This window comes from Mesorhizobium sp. Arg314 (assembly GCF_053714275.1).
The window spans coordinates 110,999-130,816 of the sequence record NZ_JBSKBP010000011.1 but is presented as its reverse complement, the minus strand read 5'-3'; the positions used below and the strand labels follow the sequence as shown (position 1 = coordinate 130,816).

General features: G+C 59.6%; 14 protein-coding genes and 1 tRNA gene. 9 read left to right on the top strand and 6 right to left on the bottom strand.

The window, feature by feature from the left end:
- The first annotated feature begins 49 nt into the window (after positions 1 to 49).
- The gene (locus tag ACWGS9_RS14465; protein ID WP_454505892.1) at positions 50 to 859 is read left to right on the top strand and encodes an SDR family NAD(P)-dependent oxidoreductase; all 810 of its coding nucleotides are present in this window, start codon (positions 50 to 52) and stop codon (positions 857 to 859) included.
- Here ACWGS9_RS14465 and ACWGS9_RS14460 read toward each other — a convergent pair.
- The 4 genes from ACWGS9_RS14460 to ACWGS9_RS14445 all read right to left on the bottom strand — a co-directional run bounded on the left by ACWGS9_RS14460 (position 813) and on the right by ACWGS9_RS14445 (position 10,406).
- Positions 813 to 5,462, bottom strand: a complete 4,650-nt coding sequence (locus ACWGS9_RS14460) for a PAS domain-containing sensor histidine kinase (RefSeq protein ID WP_454505891.1) — start codon at positions 5,460 to 5,462, stop codon at positions 813 to 815. The two genes, ACWGS9_RS14465 and ACWGS9_RS14460, sit on opposite strands and share 47 nt — an antisense overlap.
- Before the next feature lie 298 nt (positions 5,463 to 5,760).
- Positions 5,761 to 6,423 (bottom strand): response regulator transcription factor, encoded by a 663-nt coding sequence (locus ACWGS9_RS14455; protein WP_454505890.1) that lies wholly within the window; start codon positions 6,421 to 6,423, stop codon positions 5,761 to 5,763.
- Positions 6,424 to 6,698: 275 nt separating this feature from the next.
- The gene (locus ACWGS9_RS14450) at positions 6,699 to 9,581 is read right to left on the bottom strand and encodes an ATP-binding protein (RefSeq protein WP_454505889.1); all 2,883 of its coding nucleotides are present in this window, start codon (positions 9,579 to 9,581) and stop codon (positions 6,699 to 6,701) included.
- 228 nt (positions 9,582 to 9,809) lie between these two features.
- Complete coding sequence (locus tag ACWGS9_RS14445) at positions 9,810 to 10,406, bottom strand: NADPH-dependent FMN reductase (protein ID WP_454505888.1); 597 nt, start codon at positions 10,404 to 10,406, stop codon at positions 9,810 to 9,812.
- 602 nt (positions 10,407 to 11,008) lie between these two features.
- Here ACWGS9_RS14445 and ACWGS9_RS14440 point away from each other — a divergent pair.
- The 7 genes from ACWGS9_RS14440 to ACWGS9_RS14410 all read left to right on the top strand — a co-directional run bounded on the left by ACWGS9_RS14440 (position 11,009) and on the right by ACWGS9_RS14410 (position 18,156).
- A complete protein-coding gene (locus ACWGS9_RS14440; RefSeq protein ID WP_454505887.1) occupies positions 11,009 to 11,533 on the top strand; it encodes a hypothetical protein in 525 nt (174 codons plus the stop codon).
- A 40-nt stretch (positions 11,534 to 11,573) separates the two neighbouring features.
- A complete protein-coding gene (locus ACWGS9_RS14435; protein WP_454505886.1) occupies positions 11,574 to 12,200 on the top strand; it encodes a cysteine hydrolase family protein in 627 nt (208 codons plus the stop codon).
- A gap of 672 nt (positions 12,201 to 12,872) precedes the next feature.
- Positions 12,873 to 14,180 (top strand): epoxide hydrolase family protein, encoded by a 1,308-nt coding sequence (locus tag ACWGS9_RS14430; protein WP_454505885.1) that lies wholly within the window; start codon positions 12,873 to 12,875, stop codon positions 14,178 to 14,180.
- 146 nt (positions 14,181 to 14,326) lie between these two features.
- Positions 14,327 to 15,148 carry an enoyl-CoA hydratase/isomerase family protein gene (locus ACWGS9_RS14425; RefSeq protein WP_454505884.1) on the top strand — a complete coding sequence of 274 codons (822 nt, stop codon included), beginning with the start codon at positions 14,327 to 14,329 and terminating at the stop codon, positions 15,146 to 15,148.
- Positions 15,149 to 15,170: 22 nt separating this feature from the next.
- Complete coding sequence (locus ACWGS9_RS14420; protein WP_454505883.1) at positions 15,171 to 16,445, top strand: epoxide hydrolase family protein; 1,275 nt, start codon at positions 15,171 to 15,173, stop codon at positions 16,443 to 16,445.
- 126 nt (positions 16,446 to 16,571) lie between these two features.
- Positions 16,572 to 17,330 carry an SDR family oxidoreductase gene (locus ACWGS9_RS14415; RefSeq protein ID WP_454505882.1) on the top strand — a complete coding sequence of 253 codons (759 nt, stop codon included), beginning with the start codon at positions 16,572 to 16,574 and terminating at the stop codon, positions 17,328 to 17,330.
- A 547-nt stretch (positions 17,331 to 17,877) separates the two neighbouring features.
- Positions 17,878 to 18,156 (top strand): hypothetical protein, encoded by a 279-nt coding sequence (locus ACWGS9_RS14410; RefSeq protein ID WP_454505881.1) that lies wholly within the window; start codon positions 17,878 to 17,880, stop codon positions 18,154 to 18,156.
- A 10-nt stretch (positions 18,157 to 18,166) separates the two neighbouring features.
- Here the strand turns inward: ACWGS9_RS14410 and ACWGS9_RS14405 are convergent, their stop codons facing one another.
- Complete coding sequence (locus ACWGS9_RS14405) at positions 18,167 to 18,469, bottom strand: hypothetical protein (RefSeq protein ID WP_454505880.1); 303 nt, start codon at positions 18,467 to 18,469, stop codon at positions 18,167 to 18,169.
- Positions 18,470 to 18,860: 391 nt separating this feature from the next.
- Here ACWGS9_RS14405 and ACWGS9_RS14400 point away from each other — a divergent pair, with 391 nt between their 5' ends.
- Complete coding sequence (locus ACWGS9_RS14400) at positions 18,861 to 19,349, top strand: hypothetical protein (protein WP_454505879.1); 489 nt, start codon at positions 18,861 to 18,863, stop codon at positions 19,347 to 19,349.
- Between the two features lie 234 nt (positions 19,350 to 19,583).
- Here ACWGS9_RS14400 and ACWGS9_RS14395 read toward each other — a convergent pair.
- A tRNA-Lys gene (locus tag ACWGS9_RS14395) sits at positions 19,584 to 19,659 on the bottom strand.
- Between the last annotated feature and the right edge of the window lie 159 nt (positions 19,660 to 19,818).

The following is a 19,818-nucleotide window of genomic DNA, read 5'->3' as shown; positions in this document are numbered from 1 at the left end:
GTCCGGACACGCGTCGTTGCCGGGGCAGAATCGAACTGGAGATAAGGCCATGAATACGTCCGCCAAGGGCATTGCGGTGGTAACGGGCGCCTCCTCGGGGATCGGTGCGGTATACGCCGATCGGCTGGCTCGCCGAGGCTACGACCTCATCCTGGTGGCCCGCAGTCGAAGGCGGTTGGACGAGGTGGCTAAGCATGTCGCCGGCGCGGCCGGCAGCGTCGTCGACGTCATCACGGCCGACCTCAACGACAAGGCGGAGTTGAAGCAGGTCGAGGCGCTGCTCGCCACAAAGGCCGGCATCACGTTGCTGGTCAACAATGCAGGCGTCGGCGCAATCGCGCCGCTGCTTGCGTCGGACGTCGACACCATGGAGGAGATGATCGAACTCAATGTCACGGCGCTCACCAGGCTTACGTACGCCGCGGTCCCAGCTCTCGTGGCGCGCGGCGGCGGCACCATCATCAACATCTCTTCGGCGGTCGCCATTGCGCCGGAGATGCTGAACGGCGTCTACGGCGCCACGAAAGCCTTCGTGCTTGCGCTCAGCCTGTCGCTTCACAAGGAGCTATCCGAAAAGAACCTGCGCATTCAGGCAGTCTTGCCCGGCGCGATCGCCACCAACTTCTGGGATGCAGCGGGAGGCACGACCGGGCGGCTGGCGGAGGAGATGGTCATGCAGTCGGATGATCTCGTGGATGCCGCGCTTGCCGGCTTGGATCAAGGCGAGCTCGTAACCATTCCGTCGCTGCAGGACCCGACCGGTTGGCACGCGTACGAGACAGCGCGGCGGAAGCTCATCCCGAACCTTTCCCTCAGCGCTTTGCCGGCACGCTATCGAACAGCATCTGCGGCCCCATAACCGTCACCGCGCGCCTGCTGCGGGCGCGATGACCTGGAGGCGCAATCTCCGGTTCCTGACCAACCTCCGCCGAATTGTGGGCACTGCCGACGCCGGGTAGCTGAATTGCGGCAGTCTCGGGAACCGGTAGATCGTGTCCGCGGAACTCGGGAATCAAGAAGGAGAAGGTAGCTCCCGGCCCGTCATTTGCCCGCGCCCACAGACGCCCACCATGGCTTTCGATGATAGACCGGCTGACGGAGAGCCCGATGCCCATACCATCGCTCTTGGTCGTGTAAAATGCTTCGAAGAGCCTGCCCGCAGCTTCAGGTCCAAAACCAATGCCGACGTCTTGCACGGAAAGGCGCACATGGTTGTCTTCGTCCGACTCAGTCCTGATCAGCAACCGCCTCGGGCGGTCGTTGACGCTGCTCATTGCATCGGAAGCATTCCGCAACAGATTCATGATCACTTGTTGGATCTGGATCTGATCGCCGCCGACAATCGGAATTCCGTCGGCGAGTTGGGTGCGCAGGACTACACGGCTGCGCTGAAGGTCGCTCCCGGCCAGCGTCACCACCTCGCGTACGGCTTCGTTGAGGTCCAAGGGTTCGATTGTGATGGTTCTTTTGCGGAACAGCGCCCGCAGCCGCGCTATGACATCGGCTGCGCGGTTGCCGTCGCGGATGGTGCGACGGGCGGTCTCCTGCGCCACGGCTATGTTCGGTGGATCGGCGGCCAGCATGCGAAGGCAGGTGCCGGCGTTGGTGATGATGCCCGCCAGTGGCTGATTGACTTCGTGCGCGATCGAGGCGGTCAGGGCGCCGAGACTCATGATGCGGGTGACCTGCGCAAATTCGGATCGCAGCTTCTCGATGGCCTCCTCAGAGAGCCGGCGTTGCGTGATATCGATGACCGACCCCATATATTCGATCTGGTCGGTACGATCTCGAGCCCGATGAGCGATCAAATGCAAGTGTTTGACCGACTGGTCAGGTAGCACGATCCGGTGCTGGTACTCGAAATCGCTTTCACCACGCTGCGCCCGTTCCATCATGTCTGTCATCAACGGCATGTCTTCGAGATAGACTCGAGCGGCGATCTTATCGAGCGTCACGACGGTGCCTGGCTCAAACCCGAAGATACGATAGAGTTGCTCCGACCAGATGATCTCGCCGCTTGTAACATTCCAGGAAAGGTTACCCATGCGAGCGAGATGCTGACCTTCGGCAAGGAACGCCTCACTGCGCCGCAATTTCTCCTCCGCCTGTTTTCGCGCAGTGATATCGCGCGTCACGCCAAGCTGCACGACAGCCCCGTCGCCGCCGCGCATGGGAGCGGCATGGGTTTCCATATGCCGGCGAAGGCCTTGTCCGCTGATCAGGTCGAACTCAAGAAAGCCTTTCTGCCCGGCACAAACACTTTCGTGGAATTCGCGATACTGCGTACGATGCTCGGACGCGACGAAGTCGAAAAAGCTTCGCCCGACCACGATGTCCGCCGATGCGAAGCCTGCCATCGCAGCTCCAGCCGCGTTCATGCGTAGCACGGTGCCCTCGCGGGCGATCACCTGCACGCATTCGGGCGACGTTTCCACGATCGCGCGGAAGCTTTCTTCGCTGCGCTTGCGATCCTCGATATCGGTGTTGACCCCGTACCACTTGACGATGGTTCCGCTCTCGTCGCGCAATGGGTTCACGCGAAACAGCAACCACCGATATTCGCCGTCAGCACGGCGAAGTCGTGCTTCGGTCTCTCCTGCTTTGCCGGAGGCCATGATAGTCTGCCAAATCACAGTAAGCCCCGCCAGATCGTCCGGATGAACCACGACTGTCCAGCCCCAATCCTGTGCCTGCTCCGCAGTGAGGCCTACGTAGTCGAGATAGTGCTGGTTGAAGAATTCGGCGGTTCCGTCAGGACGGGCCGACCATGCCGACGCAGGAATGGTGTTGATGATCTCGTTGAGATTGCGCTCGCTTGCTCGCAGAGCCTCCTCTGCACGCTTTCTTTCGTCGATGTCTATGAGCAGGTTGTACCAGCGGATGATGCGCCCGTCGGCATCTCGAAGCGGCAATCCGCGAGTCTGAAGCCAGCGATAGACGCCATCGAAGCGTCGAGCGCGGACTTCGAAGTCGAACGGAGCACCTGTGGCAATCGACCGGGAGAAGAGCTCGACGGTGCGTTCAATATCTTCGGGATGAGTCACCTCGTCGGTCTTCCAGTGCTTTATCTCCTCCAACGTCTTACCGAAGTACTCGACGAGTTGGTGGTTGACGAATTCGATCTCGCCCTCGGGCGTGTGGGCCGAGATCGTGGCGGGAATGCTGTCCACGATCAGGCGCGAATAGCGCTCGCTCTCGCGCAAAGCTTCCTCCGCCCGCTTGCGATCCTCGATGTCGGTGTTAACTCCATACCACTTGACGATATTGCCCGATTGATCGCGCAACGGGTTGGCCCGGAACAAGAACCATCGGTATTCTCCGTCGTGCCGACGCAGCCGCGCTTCGGCCTCTCCCTTCCTTTCCGAAGCCAATATGGTTTGCCATGTGGCAGCCAGCCCATTCAGATCTTCGGGATGGACCATAGTTGTCCAGCCCCAACCATGCGCCTGCTCGGCAGAGAGGCCGATATAGTCGAGATAGTGCTGGTTGAAGAATTCGGCGGTACCATCGATACGGGCCGACCATGCAAGTGCAGGGATCGTGTCGACGATGACCTTTAGGTTGCGTTCGCTTTCGACCTGCGCTTCCTTGGCACGTTTCCGGTCGTCGACGTCGGTCATCAGGCAGTACCAGCGAACAATGCGTCCGTCGGTGTCCCGCGCCGGATGCCCGCGAAGTTGAAACCAGCGATACACACCATCGAAGCGCCTAAGCCGCGTTTCGAAATCAATCAGGCTGCCGGACTTGAGCGATAGCGTCAGCGCCTCAACGTGGCGTGGAAGATCGTCGGGATGAACCATGCCGTTGGTCGGCCAGTTCGCAAATTCCTCAAAGGTCCGGCCGAGATATTCCAGAAATTGCTCGTTGAGGTATTCAGCTTCGCCACTGGCTGTGAAGACCGCGACCATACCTGGAATGGTGTTCACGATCAGGCGCGATTGTCGCTCACTCGCTCGTAGCGCCTCATCCGCCCGTTTGCGATCATCGATATCCGTGTCAACTCCATACCATTTGACGATATTTCCCCGCTCATCGCTTAGCGGTTTAACGCGGATCAGAAACCACCGATACGCGCCATCAAACCTGCGCACTCGCGCTTCGGCCTCTCCAGATTTTCCGGAGGCGAGAATATTCTGCCACCAGGCCGTCAATCCGGTAAGGTCGTCGGGATGTACAGATTCTGCCCAGCGCCAATCCTGAGCTCTGTCTGCAGGGAGACCGATATAGTCGAGATAGTGCCGGCTGACGAACTCAGTCCTACTTTCGGTATCGGCGGACCATGAATACGCAGGGACTGTGTCAATCATAACCCTGAGATTGCGCTCGCTCGCGGCTAGCGCCTTTTCGGCGCGCTTTCTCTCATCGATGTCGGTTAGCAGGTTGTACCATCGAACGATGCGCCCATCCGCATCGCGAAGAGGCAATCCGCGCGACTGAAGCCACCTGTAGCTGCCATCGAAACGGCGAGCACGGACTTCGACCTCAAAGGCCTCCCCGGTCGCGAGCGATTTGCTGAAGACCTCGATTGCGCGTGGAAGATCCTCAGGCAGAACAGAGTCGTTGGCAGCCCAGCACTTATGCTCCTCTTCTGGCGTACCAAAATACTCAAGGATTTGGCGGTTGACGCGTTCGACCTGGCCGTCAGGCGTAAAGACCGCGACCATCCCAGGCATGCTGTCGACCATCTGGCGCGAATAGGCTTCGCTTGCGTTCAACGCTTCGTCGGCACGCTTGCGATCCTCGATATCGGTCAGCAAATGAAACCAGCGGAGGATGTTGCCTTGTGGATCTCGCAAAGGCAGCCCAAGCACGTTGTGCCAGCGGTAGACGCCGTCGGCGCGAAGGTGGCGGCTCTCGACGTTGTATGTTTCGCCTCTCTGGTGCGCGTCCATTTGTGCGGCGATCGTGTGATCGAGGTCATCCGGATGGACGACGTCGGAGGCTTTCCAGCCTTTCAGCTCCTCGAACGTCTTGCCGAAATAATCGAGGATCCGCTGATTGAGGCCTTCGACTTCACCTGACGGGGTCGTCACTGCAACCGGGACCGGAATGTTGTCGACGACCGACTGAAAATCAAATTCGCGCCGTCGACGGGTCCTCTCGGCTCGCCGAAAATCTTCAACATCGGTGCACACCCCGCACCATTTAATGGTCCCTCCAGCAGCGTCGCGCATCGGGCTGCACTTAACGAGGAACCAACGATACTGCCCATCGAAGCGTCGCACTCGCGCCTCCATCTCGCCAGGCTGGCCAGACGCCAGAATCGATCGCCACCGTTCCAGCAGTTGGGGTAAGTCGCTCGGCTCGACCACGGCCTGCCACTCACAGCCCGAGGCTTCGTCCAGGCTGAGGCCGGTATGTTCAGACCAACGCCGATTGACAAAGTCCACGTGCCCGTCGGGCAGCGCAGTCCATACCATGACCGGCAGTACGTCCAAGACGCGGTTGAGATCGAACTCCATTGCCGTCCTTTTCGCGATATTGGCGTGCGCGCGAGAATGCGCGTGCCCCCATAGCTAGCTCGTGCGATTGACCCTAGGATTTTCTTGAAGTCACTACTCGCGACCGGAAGCGTCGGATATTCTTGCCAAGGAATTTGATCTTCACAATGGGCTTTTCTTCGTCGCAGATCCCCTCTTTCTGAGCAGGCTCTTCGCCTGACTGCCTGGACATGGTGGGCGAGCCGATTTGCGATTTGCCTGCACGCCGAGGTCCGTGGCGATGTGGGTCTTTCCGGTGCCTGGGCACGGCGCTTAGGGGTCAATCCGCGATGCCGAGCCTGGCGGCCATGCCCACGAGGTCAGGGAGCGAGCGGGCCTTCATTTTACGCATCACCTGGCCTCTGTGCGCCTTCACTGTTATCTCGCTGATGCCAAGCTCGAAACCAACTTGCTTGTTCAATAGACCGGATACCACCAGCGCCATGACCTCTTGCTCTCGGTGGCTGAGCGACGCATAGCAATCGCGCACGATCTTAACCTCCGAATAGAGCGCAAGCATGTTCCTGCTCTGCTCGAGTGCTTGATCTATAGTGCGCAACAGCGCGTCGTCGCTGAACGGCTTTGTCAGGAATTCCACAGCCCCCGCCTTCATCGCTTTCACAGCCGTCGGCACATCGCCATGGCCCGAGATGAAGATGATTGGCATTTCGGCTCGCTCGACAGAAATTAATCTCTGTAGATCGAGCCCGTTGAGTTCAGGAAGATTGAGGTCCAGGATAAGGCAATGAGGAACGAGCGCTCGAGGGTGGGAAAGGAATGCCTGGGCGGATACAAATGTCTCCGGCAGCCAACCAACCGAGCGGATCAGCAAATCCAGTGATTCACGAACGGAAATGTCGTCGTCCACTACGAAAACGACAGGCGTTTCTCGCGACACGGGCGGGGTAGTGGCGTTGCAAGGCCCACCTAGATTCCTAAACATCGCGAGCTTCTCCCAAGACTGGCGCAGTGTTGCGTGACGCTCAGCCCACGCCAAACACGGCGGAAGGTCTGTTGGCGACCCTGCTACTCCTCCGGAGTCAGGAATCCCCTGACCCATCCAAATTTGCGGCGCCTTTACATCGGCATCCGCTGGCTTGAGGAATGTCGCTCAGAACAGGGGAAATTGCTCGTTATGGGTTGTTAATGTTTGTTGCCTGCGGATTGTGCGGCGGACCTCACCGGCAATCGCGCAGGCCAATGTTTCCAGCGCAGAAGTTAGCGCAACGGCGTATTTGCGGAGGGGGCGGTCAATTCGGCGAGGAGATCGCTCGCTGTCCTCACATCCGCTGTCTGGAATCCCTCGGTGAACCGCTGAAGGATCCGGCCAAGTAGATCCTGAGCTCGATCTGCCTGACCTTGCTTCCTCCAAAGCCGGGCCAACGGAATGGCTGCCCTCAATTCCCACGCCGTTGCGGACTGCTTGTTAGCCGAATAGAGCGCTTGAAGTAGGGAGTCCTCTGCTGCTCTTTCGTCAGGGTGGGAATGCGCCAAGCGAATCTCAGCCCATACGCGCAACAAATCCGGTCGATCATAGGTCTCGCCCGCTTGCTCTGCCAGGGCAAGGGCTCGGTCAATCATTGCAGTGGCTTCATCGAGCCGACCGCACCGCATCATGCCCTCTGCCAGAGCTCGAGAGAAAACCGTCGAAAGTATATTGAAGCGCTCGGCACTAAGCGTCCCAAGCGCCTCACGCAGGAGGTGAACGCCGTCCACCGGCTCCCCTCTCAAAATCATGAGTTCGCCTTTCAGGGCGAGGCCGATGGCATGATAGGGCGCCAAGGAATATTTGGCCGCGTGAGCCAGAACACGTTCGATACATTCAGCGGCACGCTCGAGATTGCCGCTCCACAGGTAGACCGGGACCGTGTAGACCAGCGACATGCAAACTGCGACCGGATGCTCACGCTTGGTTGCCTCTTCGACGGCCTGATCCGCCCTTCTGAGCGCTTTCTCGGGCATGCCCCGCAACCACGAAGCCCGCGCGAGCGCAATAAGCGCACGTACCCTGTGATCAAAGCCAAAGAAGTCGACCTGGACACCGCCCAAGGCTGCCTCCAGTTCCAGCCCACGCTCGCAGTGACGCTGTGCCGCGGCCTGATTTCCGACAAGGTGATGCGATACGCCGAGCATCCACTCAGCAATGATTATCGCGGGCTGCTCCGCAAGCTCGGTCGCAACAAGCATGCTCCGCTCGGCACAGGCGAGCGCCGCGCGAAAATCGCCGACCCGTGTGAGAAAGATGTTGAGCCCGGCCAGCAGGTGCAACTTGTATTGTTCGTCTCGCAGCGCTTCCGCCAGACCGATGCCTCGCTCGATCGCCCGTCTTACACCGTCACTGTTGCCGCGTGTGAACATCGATGAGATCGCCAATGCCGCTTGAAGCCCCAACTCGCGCGTCGTTCCGCGATCTGCCTCCGGTAATGCGGTTAAGCCCCGGTCGCACCACTGCTCACATTCACCTAGGAGCGAGAACCCCAGGAACAGCGGCGCGGTTGCAGCCGCAAGTTCGACACCAATCTGTGCCTCCCCAGCTTCAGAAAAACTCCAATCAAGCGCTGCCCTGATATTGCCCATGTGTGGCTCGTATGCCGATACGTCGCGGCTTCCGAAGACGGTCGCTCTCATCGCGTCGGATTTGAACCGATTGGCATAATGGAGCGCGTGTCTCCTAGAGAGCGTTTCCTTCTCTCCGGCCTCCGCCAGCTTGGTTGCCGCATACGCCCGCGTGGTGTCGAGAAGTCGGTGGTAGGTGGATCCCCCGAGTTCGGACATCCTGATAAGCGACTTGTCGACCAAACTTGCAAGCGCGTCGGCCAGCTTCGGCGCATCAGCTTCGGCTTCCGCCACGACGGCCAATGCGTCTTCGAGCGTAAAAGCCCCCACGAATACAGACAGCCGACGCAGGATCGCCTGTTCATATGGGGAGAGCAGATTGTAGCTCCAGTCGAGCATTGCCTGAAGCGTTTGATGCCGCGGAATCGCGCTCCGTCGGCCGTGCCAAAGAAGCTTGAAGCGATTGTCGAGCAGGTCTGCGGTTCCACGGATTCCATAGGAGCCGACGCGGCCCGCCGCGAGTTCGATCGCGAGCGCGATCCCATCTAGACGACGGCATATCGCTGCCATGACCGGCGCATCTGCATCGCTTAGAGCGGCCCCATGTCCAGCGGCCGCGGCGCGCTCCATGAAAAGCTGCACGGCGGGCGAGGCAAGCGCTTGAGCGGCTGTCAATCCAGCTTCGTCGGTTGGACCTTCAAGCGGCGTCAGAAGGTGGATGTTCTCGCCTTCGACTCGGAGTGCCTCGCGACTGGTAGTCAGTAGATGAACGAGCGGAGTTTCAGCGAAGAGCCGCTCGGTCAGCGCCGCGACCGCCTCGATCACGTGCTCGCAGCTGTCGAGAACCAGAAGGACCGGCTTATCGACAAGGAAAGCGACCAATCCAGGCACGGGATCTTGTGCAGTCTGTCCGATCAACCCAAGCGTTGCGGCCACCGCGCCGGTGACAAGCGATGAGTCTCCTAGGGCGCCAAGATCCAGGAAATAAATCTTATCGGAGAACTTGTCACGCAGAGTGTGAGCTGCTGCCACTGCGACGGTCGTCTTACCCATGCCGCCCGGGCCGACAACGCTGACAAATCGGCGGTTCGTGAGCAGCGAGCATAGCGCGTCGATCGTTGCGTCGCGGCCGATCATCCTGTCCAGTTGCGCAGGCAACTTCCGCGGCCTATTCGCCACGCAGGTGGGTGAAACGGGCTGCGCACGAGTTGAACGTTGCACCGGATGCACGAAGCTGTAACCGCGACCAGGGACGTTGGCGATATATCGAGCGCCATCAAGTCGGTCACCCAAGGCCTTGCGAAGATTGAAGAGGTGTACTCGGAGACTGGCTTCTTCCACGATCACGTCGGGCCAAACCCGTTCAATCAGCTCTCGCCTACTCAGGACCTCGCCGGCATGTTCCACGAGGACGATGAGGATATCCAGCGCCCGCCCACCGATTGCGACGGGCTCCTCGCCCTTCATGAGCAATCTCTCGGTGGGGTTTAAACGAAACGACCCGAAAGACACAATCAGGTCATGAGAGACGCCTTCGACCGGCAAGATGGGCTCCAGTAGCTCGCTGCGCAACTCTCACGGCTGTGCTTGTACCACGATAGGGTAATCGTGATGCGTATACAATGTGACACGCCCAACCGGTCCGATTGTACCAAGTGGCTGCCGCACGGAAAGTCATCCCCCCGATGTCTCATTGAAGGGGGCCTGACACACGGGATCGAGCCTGTCCGTTAAAAACTCTCTTGCCTTCCGTGTTGCGGACTGCATCTGTCTTCAGGCCGTCTCGGTCTGTGCTCGTTTGCCCTTGGTGGCTTCACCCCACCAAATCAGTTGGTCAAGCATGTCCTTGGCGGACGGCAATATGGCGTCCTCGATGGTCGACAGCGGTTGGTTACCAATGTCGGGATGAACCTTGTAGAACTCCGATCCTCCGACATGCACGGCCGAGCGCAAGTTGACCATCTGCAATTCGGTTGTGGTGGCGCGGGCGTGCTCAATTGCACGCGCGCCACCAACGGAACCGTAGCCCATGAACCCTATCGGCTTCCTGTTCCACTCGTTGTACGCCTGATCGAACGCATTCTTGAGCGAGGCGGGCATCGATCGATTGTATTCTGGAGTAACCACAATGTAGGCGTCGAACTGGCTGATTTTCCTTTGCCAGGCAATGGCCCTTGGCTCCTCGCTCGGCAACAAGAAGTTGGTTGCCTTTTCGTTGAAGAACGGCAGGTGGAACTCTTTCAGATCCACCAATTCGACCTCGAGCTGTACCCGTTTCCTGGCGAGTTCAAAAATCCACTGGGCGGGCTTTGGCCCGAAGCGCGAATCGCGCGTGGAACCGATGATGATAGCGGTTTTAAGCCTGGACATCTGATGACCTCATGTCAGTGATCGCGGTCGTTTCGAGATGTCGTACCTACCAATCGGGTCGTGAATCTATTGCACCATGGTGTCCTCGACACCTTGGTATGGATCGACGAGCAAGGGGATCATCTCGGTTTCAAGGCGCGCGACTTTCAACCGTTCGCCTGTTCTGCGAGAGACCCATGCAATCCAAATAGTGCTGGTTGAAGAATTCCGCAGCGCCATCAGGACGAGCCGACCACGCCAATGCAGGAATGGCGGTGGCCCGTCGCGCCCAGAATTGGGCTTCCTACAGGCTGAGGCCCGTGTAGTCGGTCCAGTGCTTATTGACAAAGTCTACTTGCCCATCGGGCAGCACAGCCCACACCATGCCCGGTATCGCGTCCAGTACATGGGCGAGATCTTCATTGCCATCCTTTCGCGATGTCCGCGCAGGCGCGAAGGTCACGTGCTCCCGCGCAAGCGTCTATTGTGCATTGGTGTTGGTTTGTGGGAACGAAAGGCATCTCGTCTCGGACCAATCCCAAAGTATTGCCGGTACCATCGTCCAATAGATTTGTTGCCGCGAGCAATCGAAGTCTATGCTGTAGCAGAAAAGGAGATGCGCTATGGGCGATCAAGAAATCGTGGATTCGAGCGTGACGGCGACCATCAATGCGCCGATCGACAAGATTGATATTCCACAATGGTGCTTCACGCTCGCCGAGCACGAGTATCAAGGTTGCTCTCCAGCCCATGTCGCAGCGGGTTTCACCACGGCGGCGGACGGCAGGCGCATGTCGATCAATGTCGAGGTCATCGGCGGCAGCCTGATGGTGCAGCACTACGTCGAGACGCTCGGTCGCAAAGACCATCTCATCCTTGAATCGGTTTCGGACCTCTTCACCCCCGCGGGCCGGACCACGATCCACATTCTGTGGGAGATGAGTGTCAAGGCCGTCGACTCGAGCAAGTGCGAATTCACGAATCACGTCCGCTCAACCGCGACAAGGGATTTCGCGACCTTCCTGGAGCGGCAAGGAATCCCCATTGACGTGTTTCGCTCGCAACGCCAGCCCATGTCGATCGCTCACAACAAGGGAGAAACACCGCTCTTTGCCGCCAGCATCGAGCGGGCGGCCCTTAGGAACTAACCCGTAAAACAGCCCGAACGAACACTGATGGAGGTGAAGAATGTCGCAGCCAAATTACAACAAGGAGTCGACCGCGCTCCTGTTCATCGATCCCTACAACGACTTCCTTTCCGAGGGCGGCAAGACCTGGACGCGCGTCAAGCCGATCGCGGAAGAGGTGGGGCTGATCGACAACCTCAAGACCATCGACCGGGCTGTGCGAAGCGCGGGAATAAGAGTGTTCATAGTCCCGCACCGCCGCTGGGAACCCGGCGATTATGAGGACTGGTGTCACCCTAATCCGACGCAGATCAGCATCATGACAATGCATTCGTTTGCTCGCGGCGAATGGGGTGGTGACTGGCATCCCGACTTTGCTCCAAAGCCCGGCGACATCGTCATCAAGGAACACTGGGCGCAAAGCGGCTTTGCCAACACCGATCTCGACCAGCAGCTGCGGCAGCACGGCATTACCCATGTCATCGTCGTGGGGCTCCTTGCCAATACCTGCGTCGAATCCACTTCGCGCTACGCGATGGAACTTGGTTATCACGTCACCCTGGTGCGGGACGCGACCGCCGCGCTCACCAAGGACATGATGCATGCGGCACACGAGCTGAACGGTCCGACCTATGCGCATTCGATCCTGAAAACCAGCGAACTCATTTCGGCTTTGCCGCGGGGCTAAGGACACGTATCGCACGGGCAAGACGCGACCATGAGCCAGCGTCAATTGGTCGTCGACATCGCGAAAGTTCTTCCCGCCGAGGCGGCGTCCAATTTCAGCCGGCAGTAACCGGCGGTTGGCCGGTTCGACGCCTCGGCGGACATGGGGATTGACGCGTTCCGGAGAGCTTTTCAAGGAACGTGGCGAAGCGCGTTTCTGTGAAGCTCTACCGGTGAACCCGCTTTCCGTAGTCGCCCGGACATGCCGGTGCAACCGACCCTCGATACCCGAGCACACAGTGAACTCAGGCCGCCTCAGCGTCCGAACAGGCAAATTGAAGCTATCCGAGCCGTTACACACGGAGGAGCTCGCCGGAGTGCCGGATGGACGGCGCCGTGGCCCTTGGCCAGTGTTAGCCAGAAGGGTTCGACGTCCGGCTGCCCGGCTCGCGGGATGAAATCTTTGTGAGCCGGCGCGCTTGCGGGCTAAATTGCGGTCTCCGTTCGGGGAATGCTCGCCCCGTTCCAGAAAGCCGAATTGCGCGGCGAAACCTGCGCATGCGCTGAAACGAATTTACTGGAGTGCGGACCAATACAAAAGTATTGCCAATACCTACGTGCAATAGATTTTCCGCATATAGAAGTCGATCTTCATCTGGCATCCGAACAGATCGGGTAGACGAAGGAGGATACTATGTCAGCAATATCACTACCGCCGCCCACACGTCGCGAACTGCTTGCGGCGACGGCTGCCGCCGGCGCCCTCAGCATGCTCCCCCGCACACTGCACGCGGCGACAAGCGTCGATGCGATCCGCCCGTTCACGGTCAGCTTCGCCAAGAGGGAGATCACCGAGCTTCGCCGGCGCATCGCCGCTACGCGCTGGCCCGATCGGGAAACCGTGCCCGATACATCCCAAGGCGTACAGCTCGCGACAATTCAGAAACTCGCGGCCTATTGGGCGACAGATTACGATTGGCACAAGGTGGAGAAGAGGCTGCAGGCGCTGCCACAGTTCATCACCGAAATCGACGGGCTCGACATTCATTTCATTCATGTCCGTTCGAAACATGCAAATGCCTTGCCGCTAATCGTCACGCATGGATGGCCCGGCTCGATCATCGAGCAATTGAAGATCATCGATCCGCTCACCAATCCAACGGCATACGGAGCGAGCGCATCGGATGCTTTCGATGTGGTGATCCCCTCGATGCCGGGCTACGGTTTCTCAGGCAAGCCGACGAGCACCGGCTGGGGTCCTGAGCGTATGGGTCGGGCCTGGGCGGTACTGATGAAACGTCTCGGCTACACCCGCTACGTCGCTCAAGGCGGCGACTGGGGCGCGTTCGTGGTTGATCAGATGGGTCTGCAGGCGCCTGAAGGGTTGCTCGGCATTCATACCAACATGCCTGGCACCGTCCCGGCCGACGTCGACAAGGCACTCCAGCTCGGCAGCCCCCCGCCATCCGGTCTCTCAGTCGAGGAAAGACGCGCCTACCAGCAGCTGATCACGACATTCAAGCAGGTCGACTATGCGAGGTTTATGGGTTCGCGCCCGCAAACATTGTACAGCATCGCGGATTCGCCCGTTGGCCTGGCAGCCTGGCTTCTTGACCACGGCGACGGTGGTGGCCAGCCCGCGGCGGCGGTCGCCTCGGCGTTGAACCGGACCACGAGCGCCACGGGCGAACTGACGCGGGACGAAATCCTCGACAACATTACGCTTTACTGGCTGACGAATACGGGGGTCTCTGCGTCTCGCCTCTATTGGGAATACAAGGGTGGCTTCTTCAATGCCAAGGGCGTCACAATCCCGGTGGCGGTAACCGTCTTTCCAGGTGAGCAATATCAGGCTCCGCGGAGTTGGACAGAGCGGGCGTATCCCAAGCTGATCTACTACAACGAAGTCGACAAAGGCGGTCACTTCGCAGCTTGGGAGCAGCCATTGCTCTTCTCCGGAGAACTTCGGGCGGCGTTTCGGTCGTTGCGCCAAGAAATCTGAAGCTGACGCGAGCGGAGCGGCTTGCCGTTCCGCTCTCCTCCCAGGTGGACCGGGCATAGGCCCGGTCCACCGCAGTCAAGACAGTGGCGCCTGCGCCACTCTCCGCCGGTAGACGCGAAGCCGGCCACAAAACCAGGAATCCGAAGATGATCTTCGAAACGTTGACCGTGCATCAGGAAGGCGCTGTTCTGTTCGCCGAAATTGCCGCGCCGCCGATCAATCTTCTTGGGCCCGAACTGGTCCGCGATCTGGTCACCCTCGTTCATCATGCTGAGGCCGACAGCGCCTTGAAGGTGATCGTGTTCAGGAGCGCCAATCCTGACTATTTCATTTCCCACGTCGACGTAACACGGATGACGGAGCTCGGTGGGGCGATGACGAAGCTGGGCGCCGAACCATCGGTCGGCCTCCTGTTCCGCCACTTGAGCGCAAGCCGCATCGTCAGCATCGCGCAGATTGAAGGTCGCGTGCGGGGCGTGGGCAGCGAGTTCGTGCTGGCATGCGACATGCGCTTTGCGGCGCGCGAGTCAGCGATCTTCGGTCAGTTCGAACCGGCTTTCGGGGTGAACCCAGGTGCCGGTGGCGTGCAACATCTGGTCCGCCTGATGGGCCGCGCACGGGCGCTTGAGGTCATGTTGAGCGCGCAAGACTACGACGCGGAACTGGCCGAACGGTATGGGTGGATCAATCGAGCGCTCCCTGCCGAAGCGATCGGCAATTTCGTCAGATCGCTGGCTCATCGGATCGCCAAGTTCCCGACCGCAGGCCATATCGCGGTCAAGGAGCGGGTCAACGCGATCGCGCTCGCACCTGCCGAGGACTTCAAACGCGACTCAAATCTTTTTGTCGAGGGCATGCATGGCCCGGAATTTCAAAGCCGGATCGAGGGCGCGATGAAGCGCGGTTTTCAGACTCGAGACGCGGAACTGGACCTTGCCAGCTTCCTAGGCGACTTGGCCGATCATTAATCGCAACAAAAGGAGAATATCCATGCCTTCGACATCTCCCGCACAGCTCGCCACCGCCGGGGCCATCAGCTTGTCTCATGGAACACCCGTGGTAGCCGCTGACGTTTCGATCAGGCCTTTCACCGCCAATATCCCCCAGGAAGAGATCACCGACCTTCGCCAGCGCATCGCGGCGACGCGCTGGCCCGACCGCGAGACGGTCAATGACCAGTCGCAGGGCATCAGGCTCGCGAAGCTAAAGCCGCTCGTCGAATATTGGGGCACCGATTATGACTGGCGGGAGGCGGAAGCCAAGCTGAATGCCTTGCCGCAGTTCGTCACGAAGATCGATGGCGTCGACATTCATTTCATTCACGTGCGCTCGAAGTTCGCCAATGCTCTGCCTGTCGTCATCACCCACGGCTGGCCAGGATCGGTGCTCGAGCAGCTCAAGGTCATCGGCCCGCTCACGGATCCGGTCGCGCACGGCGGCCGCCCAGAGGACGCGTTCGATGTGATCGTTCCCTCGATGCCAGGCTACGGCTTTTCCGGCAGGCCCACCGACACAGGTTGGGGACCCGACCGCATCGCACGGGCCTGGACCGAGCTGATGAAGCGCCTTGGCTACGCCCGCTACGTGGCGCAAGGCGGTGACTGGGGCTCGCCTGTCTCCGGCGCCATGGCGCGCCAGGCGCCGGCTGGCCTGTTGGGCATCCATATCAATTTGCCGGCGATCGTGCCACCCGACGTGGCCGCGGTGCTCGCCGCCGGCGGGCCGCCGCCAGCGGGACTGTCCGGGGAAGAACGCGCGGCCTTCGACGCGCTCGGCGCATCCGCCAAGATGGGCAACCGTTCCTATGCCCTGATGATGGGCGCACGGCCACAGACCATTGGCTATGCGATAACGGAGTCTCCTGCCGGCCTCGCGGCCTGGATGCTCGGCCACCCAGGCTTTACGAAATGGACCTATAACAGTACTGATCCCGAAAAATCCCCGGACGAGGTACTCGACGACATCACGCTGTATTGGCTCACGAACACCGCGACGTCGTCGGGTCGGCTGTACTGGGAAGCAGGCCCGGGCAGCCCTGCCCTTGCCGCCGCGCAGAAAACGTCGGAGATATCACTCCCGGTCGCGATCACCGTCTTTCCGGGCGAAAGCTATCAAGCCCCGGAGACATGGGCGCGCCGCGCATATCGCAACCTGATTTACTTCCATAAGGTCGACAAGGGCGGCCATTTCGCCGCCTGGGAGCAGCCGGCGCTCTTCTCCAGCGAACTCAGGGCCGCATTCAAGTCACTGCGGCAGTCGATATGAGGCGAGCGGTCGGAACGGCGACGCCCGCCCCCTGAAATTGTCGAACCAACTATACGCGCATTTGCGAGTAAGGCCGCGACCGTCTCGAAGCAGCGGCCGGTTGCTCGCGTCATCCATTGGAGAACCATGGCCACCGCAATCACTGCTGAATTCACCCTGCGCGAGCCGGCACTGCTCGGGCAGACCGTCGTCGTCATTGGCGGCAGCGCGGGCATCGGCCTTGAAACCGCCAGGCGAGCCCGCGCCGAGGGTGCTGGCATTATTCTCGTTGGACGGAATCCGGAACGCCTCAAACAAGCAGCGCGCGAGCTCAAACCACAGCTCACCGCAGCCTTCGATGCCAATGACCCGACCTCCCTCCAATCATTCTTCGAGGGTCTGACAGTCCCGATCGACCATGTGATGGTCACCGCCGGCGTTCCTCACTACGGGCCTCCCCTCAAGATGCCGTCAGAGGAGGCACGCCGCAGCCTCACAGAGCACCTGTTGCTCGCGATCGAGGTCGCACGCGGCGCCGCCGGCAAAGTCAGGCCGGCGGGCTCGTTGGTGTTCATGGGTGGAACAGGCGCTCGCCGACCGCGGGCCGGCCTCGCAATCGCCTCCACCGCCACGGTCGCGTTCCCTGCCCTCATTGCCAACCTTGCCCTCGATCTTGCACCTATCCGCGTCAATCTAATCGCCGCAGGCTTCGTCGATACGCAGCTTTCGGCGTCAATCCTCGGCGATGATCTCGACAAGCGACGCGACGAGCTGCGGGCGACGCTGCCCATCCGGCGTGTCGTCGGCCCGGCCGACGTCGCCGCTCTGGCCGTTCACATCATGAGCAACACGGCGCTGACAGGCGCTACATACGACATCGACGGTGGCCAGCAGCTCGTCTGCTAGATCGACGCTACGGACGGCCGCATTGGTGGGCAAGGCGCTGCATCGACATTAATCCTCGGCTGCCACCATCGCATCGCAAATGCTGAACGGCGTCTATGGTGGCACGAAAGGCTTCGTGCTCGCGCTCATGCCGACAAGAACGTCGCCTGCAGGCCGTCCTTTCGGGCGCGACCGCGACGAAATTCCGGGACACGGCAGTTCGTCACCATCCCTTCTCTGACGAACTCGTCCTGCTGGGACGCTTACCAACCGGCGCGGCAGAAGCTTGTCCCGAAACTCTCCCTCAGCTTCGCGCCCGACCTCAGAAGTTTCTTGCCAACCTTGGGCCGATTTTCCGTCAAGAATAAATAGGACGTTACATTGAGATTCTTTTTTTGTTTTTGCTATGTTCGATACCAAAGTATCGACGATACCATCGTGCAATATACTCCAACCCATTTTACGCCTGATAACACCTTGTCCCGGAGAACATCCGACCTGCTCACAAAAGAAACCATCACTGCAGTCGTCAAGCGGACGGTTGCTCAATCAAGAAGAGGACTTCGTCATGAACATCAAATCTATCTGCCTCGGTGGAGCAATTGCTCTTTCCGCATTTGGGGGCGTGGCACTTGCCGGCGCACTCGATGTCGTCGATAACATCCGGCCATTCTATACTGATGCAAGCATGACAACGTTGAAGCCGATCCCTGAGTTTAAGGCAACGTTTATGGCCGTCCCAAAGGCCAAGCGCGAGATGATGATGAGGGAATGCCAGGACGCAGCAATGAGCAAGCCCTATGCCGAATTCTGCGCGGACGTAAATGCGCTTGGTGGAATGAAGTAGAGGCTGCCTGTCATTCCAGCCAAAAGTCATGGCGGGCACAGGTGCCCGCCATGATAGCATAACCCGCCCTGTCGAATAGGCAGGATTGCTCAGCAACGTCGCGCATCGGGTTTGTTCGTTCCATTGCTTTCCACGCTGTAAGTGCGTTGGTCTTGGCTTCCAGCGACAGCGCACAGTGGATGGTTTGGCGACCGAGCATCAGATTGGTGATCGACCGCCAATGTTCGAGGACGTCAGGTCGACCCGGTTGGCTTCCAAAATTGCGAACGGTGCGGCAACAACGAGCTAACCCACTTCGAAACACAAGATCCATCGGCACAAAAGCCCATGCAATCGTGCGAAGGGCTGTAACCGAGAGCGCTCTGCCAACAAGTCATTCCTTCCGTGAGGGGTCGACATCCTTGGGCGGCTAATCGCGAGTGCCCGGCCCGCGACGGTGGGATCTTCCAGGCGGACGGCGTGGCGATGGGTCTGAAACCAATAGCCCGAAAATGCTGTTTCGCAGCGATGCTGCATCCGATCCTGGACTGGAATAGCGGCCGAGATCACTGACCTGCACGGCTCCGGGCGCCGCCCGGAGGATCTCAAGTAGAAACGGCCCCGCCTGACGGCGATATTGGAACAGATCGGCGGCCATGCCGTAGGCGGCTCAGGCAACAGCAGACGAGTTGCAAGCTGCATCTGTCGATCGACGAAAAGAGCTTGTGACCACTTTGATCCAGAAGGTCGTCCTGAATGCCGACTGTGTCACGGTCGAACTCAGCATCGTCGGACTGCTCAAGACGCTTGGCCTAAAGGTCGATGAAACCGACACAGTGTCCGCATACCACACAATCGCCATTCCGATCGATCTACGCCGCCGAGGCATCGAAACCAGGCCGGTCGTAAATGGCAAAGGTGCCGCCGAAGCATCCACCACCGATCCAGGGCTCTTGGATTTGCTGCGGCAGGCTCACCAACTTTTAGAAGCTCTAACAGATGGCTCGGATCTGACCATCGCAGATTTGGCAGAGCGCGAGCGGATGGACGTCTCCGACCTGAGCCGCGTCCTCCGATTTGCCTTCCCCGCTCCTGATATCTGCCAAGCAATCATCGAAGGCCGCCAGCCTACCGAGTTGACACGCAAGCGTTTGTCCCGGCTGTCAGAGCTTCCGAATTCGTGGACCGACCAACGCACTCTGCTTGGCTTCTGACGTACCATCGAAATTCGGACCGGCACTTTCCATCAGCGCGCCATCGTCTCCCATCTACCAGGAAATGTGCGGGACCCAAAAACGCGTCGACAGAGACCAAAGGCAAACATTGCCGCACTTATCTCAGCGTTGGCCGTCTCAGCGTCCGTATTTCCGAGCAGCAACCCACTAAAGGCCGGAAAAGAAGGAGTCTTTTCGGTAGGCTAAAAACACTGGGAAAAACAAGAGACTAGATGGTGGGTGTGCACAGGATCGAACTGTGGACCCGCTGATTAAGAGTCAGCTGCTCTACCAACTGAGCTACACACCCACACCGCCGGGAAAACCCAGCGTCGGCGGCGCATATAGCCGCCGCTTTCGGTGATGTCTAGCCCTGCCGGATCATTTCCCGACAAATCGACATGGCATGATCCCGAAAAGTGGATTCCGGTTTTCGGAAAGGATCATGCTCGCTCAAAAAAGCCCGCAG

What these genes read in the sequence shown, in the direction of transcription:
- ACWGS9_RS14465 (WP_454505892.1), top strand. Translation starts at nt 50, where the DNA reads ATGAATACGTCCGCCAAGGGCATTGCGGTGGTAACGGGCGCCTCCTCG.
- ACWGS9_RS14440 (WP_454505887.1), top strand. Translation starts at nt 11,009, where the DNA reads ATGGGCGATCAAGAAATCGTGGATTCGAGCGTGACGGCGACCATCAAT.
- ACWGS9_RS14415 (WP_454505882.1), top strand. Translation starts at nt 16,572, where the DNA reads ATGGCCACCGCAATCACTGCTGAATTCACCCTGCGCGAGCCGGCACTG.
- ACWGS9_RS14420 (WP_454505883.1), top strand. Translation starts at nt 15,171, where the DNA reads ATGCCTTCGACATCTCCCGCACAGCTCGCCACCGCCGGGGCCATCAGC.
- ACWGS9_RS14430 (WP_454505885.1), top strand. Translation starts at nt 12,873, where the DNA reads ATGTCAGCAATATCACTACCGCCGCCCACACGTCGCGAACTGCTTGCG.
- ACWGS9_RS14460 (WP_454505891.1), bottom strand. Translation starts at nt 5,462, where the DNA reads ATGGAGTTCGATCTCAACCGCGTCTTGGACGTACTGCCGGTCATGGTA.
- ACWGS9_RS14455 (WP_454505890.1), bottom strand. Translation starts at nt 6,423, where the DNA reads ATGTTTAGGAATCTAGGTGGGCCTTGCAACGCCACTACCCCGCCCGTG.
- ACWGS9_RS14405 (WP_454505880.1), bottom strand. Translation starts at nt 18,469, where the DNA reads ATGGATCTTGTGTTTCGAAGTGGGTTAGCTCGTTGTTGCCGCACCGTT.
- ACWGS9_RS14410 (WP_454505881.1), top strand. Translation starts at nt 17,878, where the DNA reads ATGAACATCAAATCTATCTGCCTCGGTGGAGCAATTGCTCTTTCCGCA.
- ACWGS9_RS14425 (WP_454505884.1), top strand. Translation starts at nt 14,327, where the DNA reads ATGATCTTCGAAACGTTGACCGTGCATCAGGAAGGCGCTGTTCTGTTC.
- ACWGS9_RS14435 (WP_454505886.1), top strand. Translation starts at nt 11,574, where the DNA reads ATGTCGCAGCCAAATTACAACAAGGAGTCGACCGCGCTCCTGTTCATC.
- ACWGS9_RS14445 (WP_454505888.1), bottom strand. Translation starts at nt 10,406, where the DNA reads ATGTCCAGGCTTAAAACCGCTATCATCATCGGTTCCACGCGCGATTCG.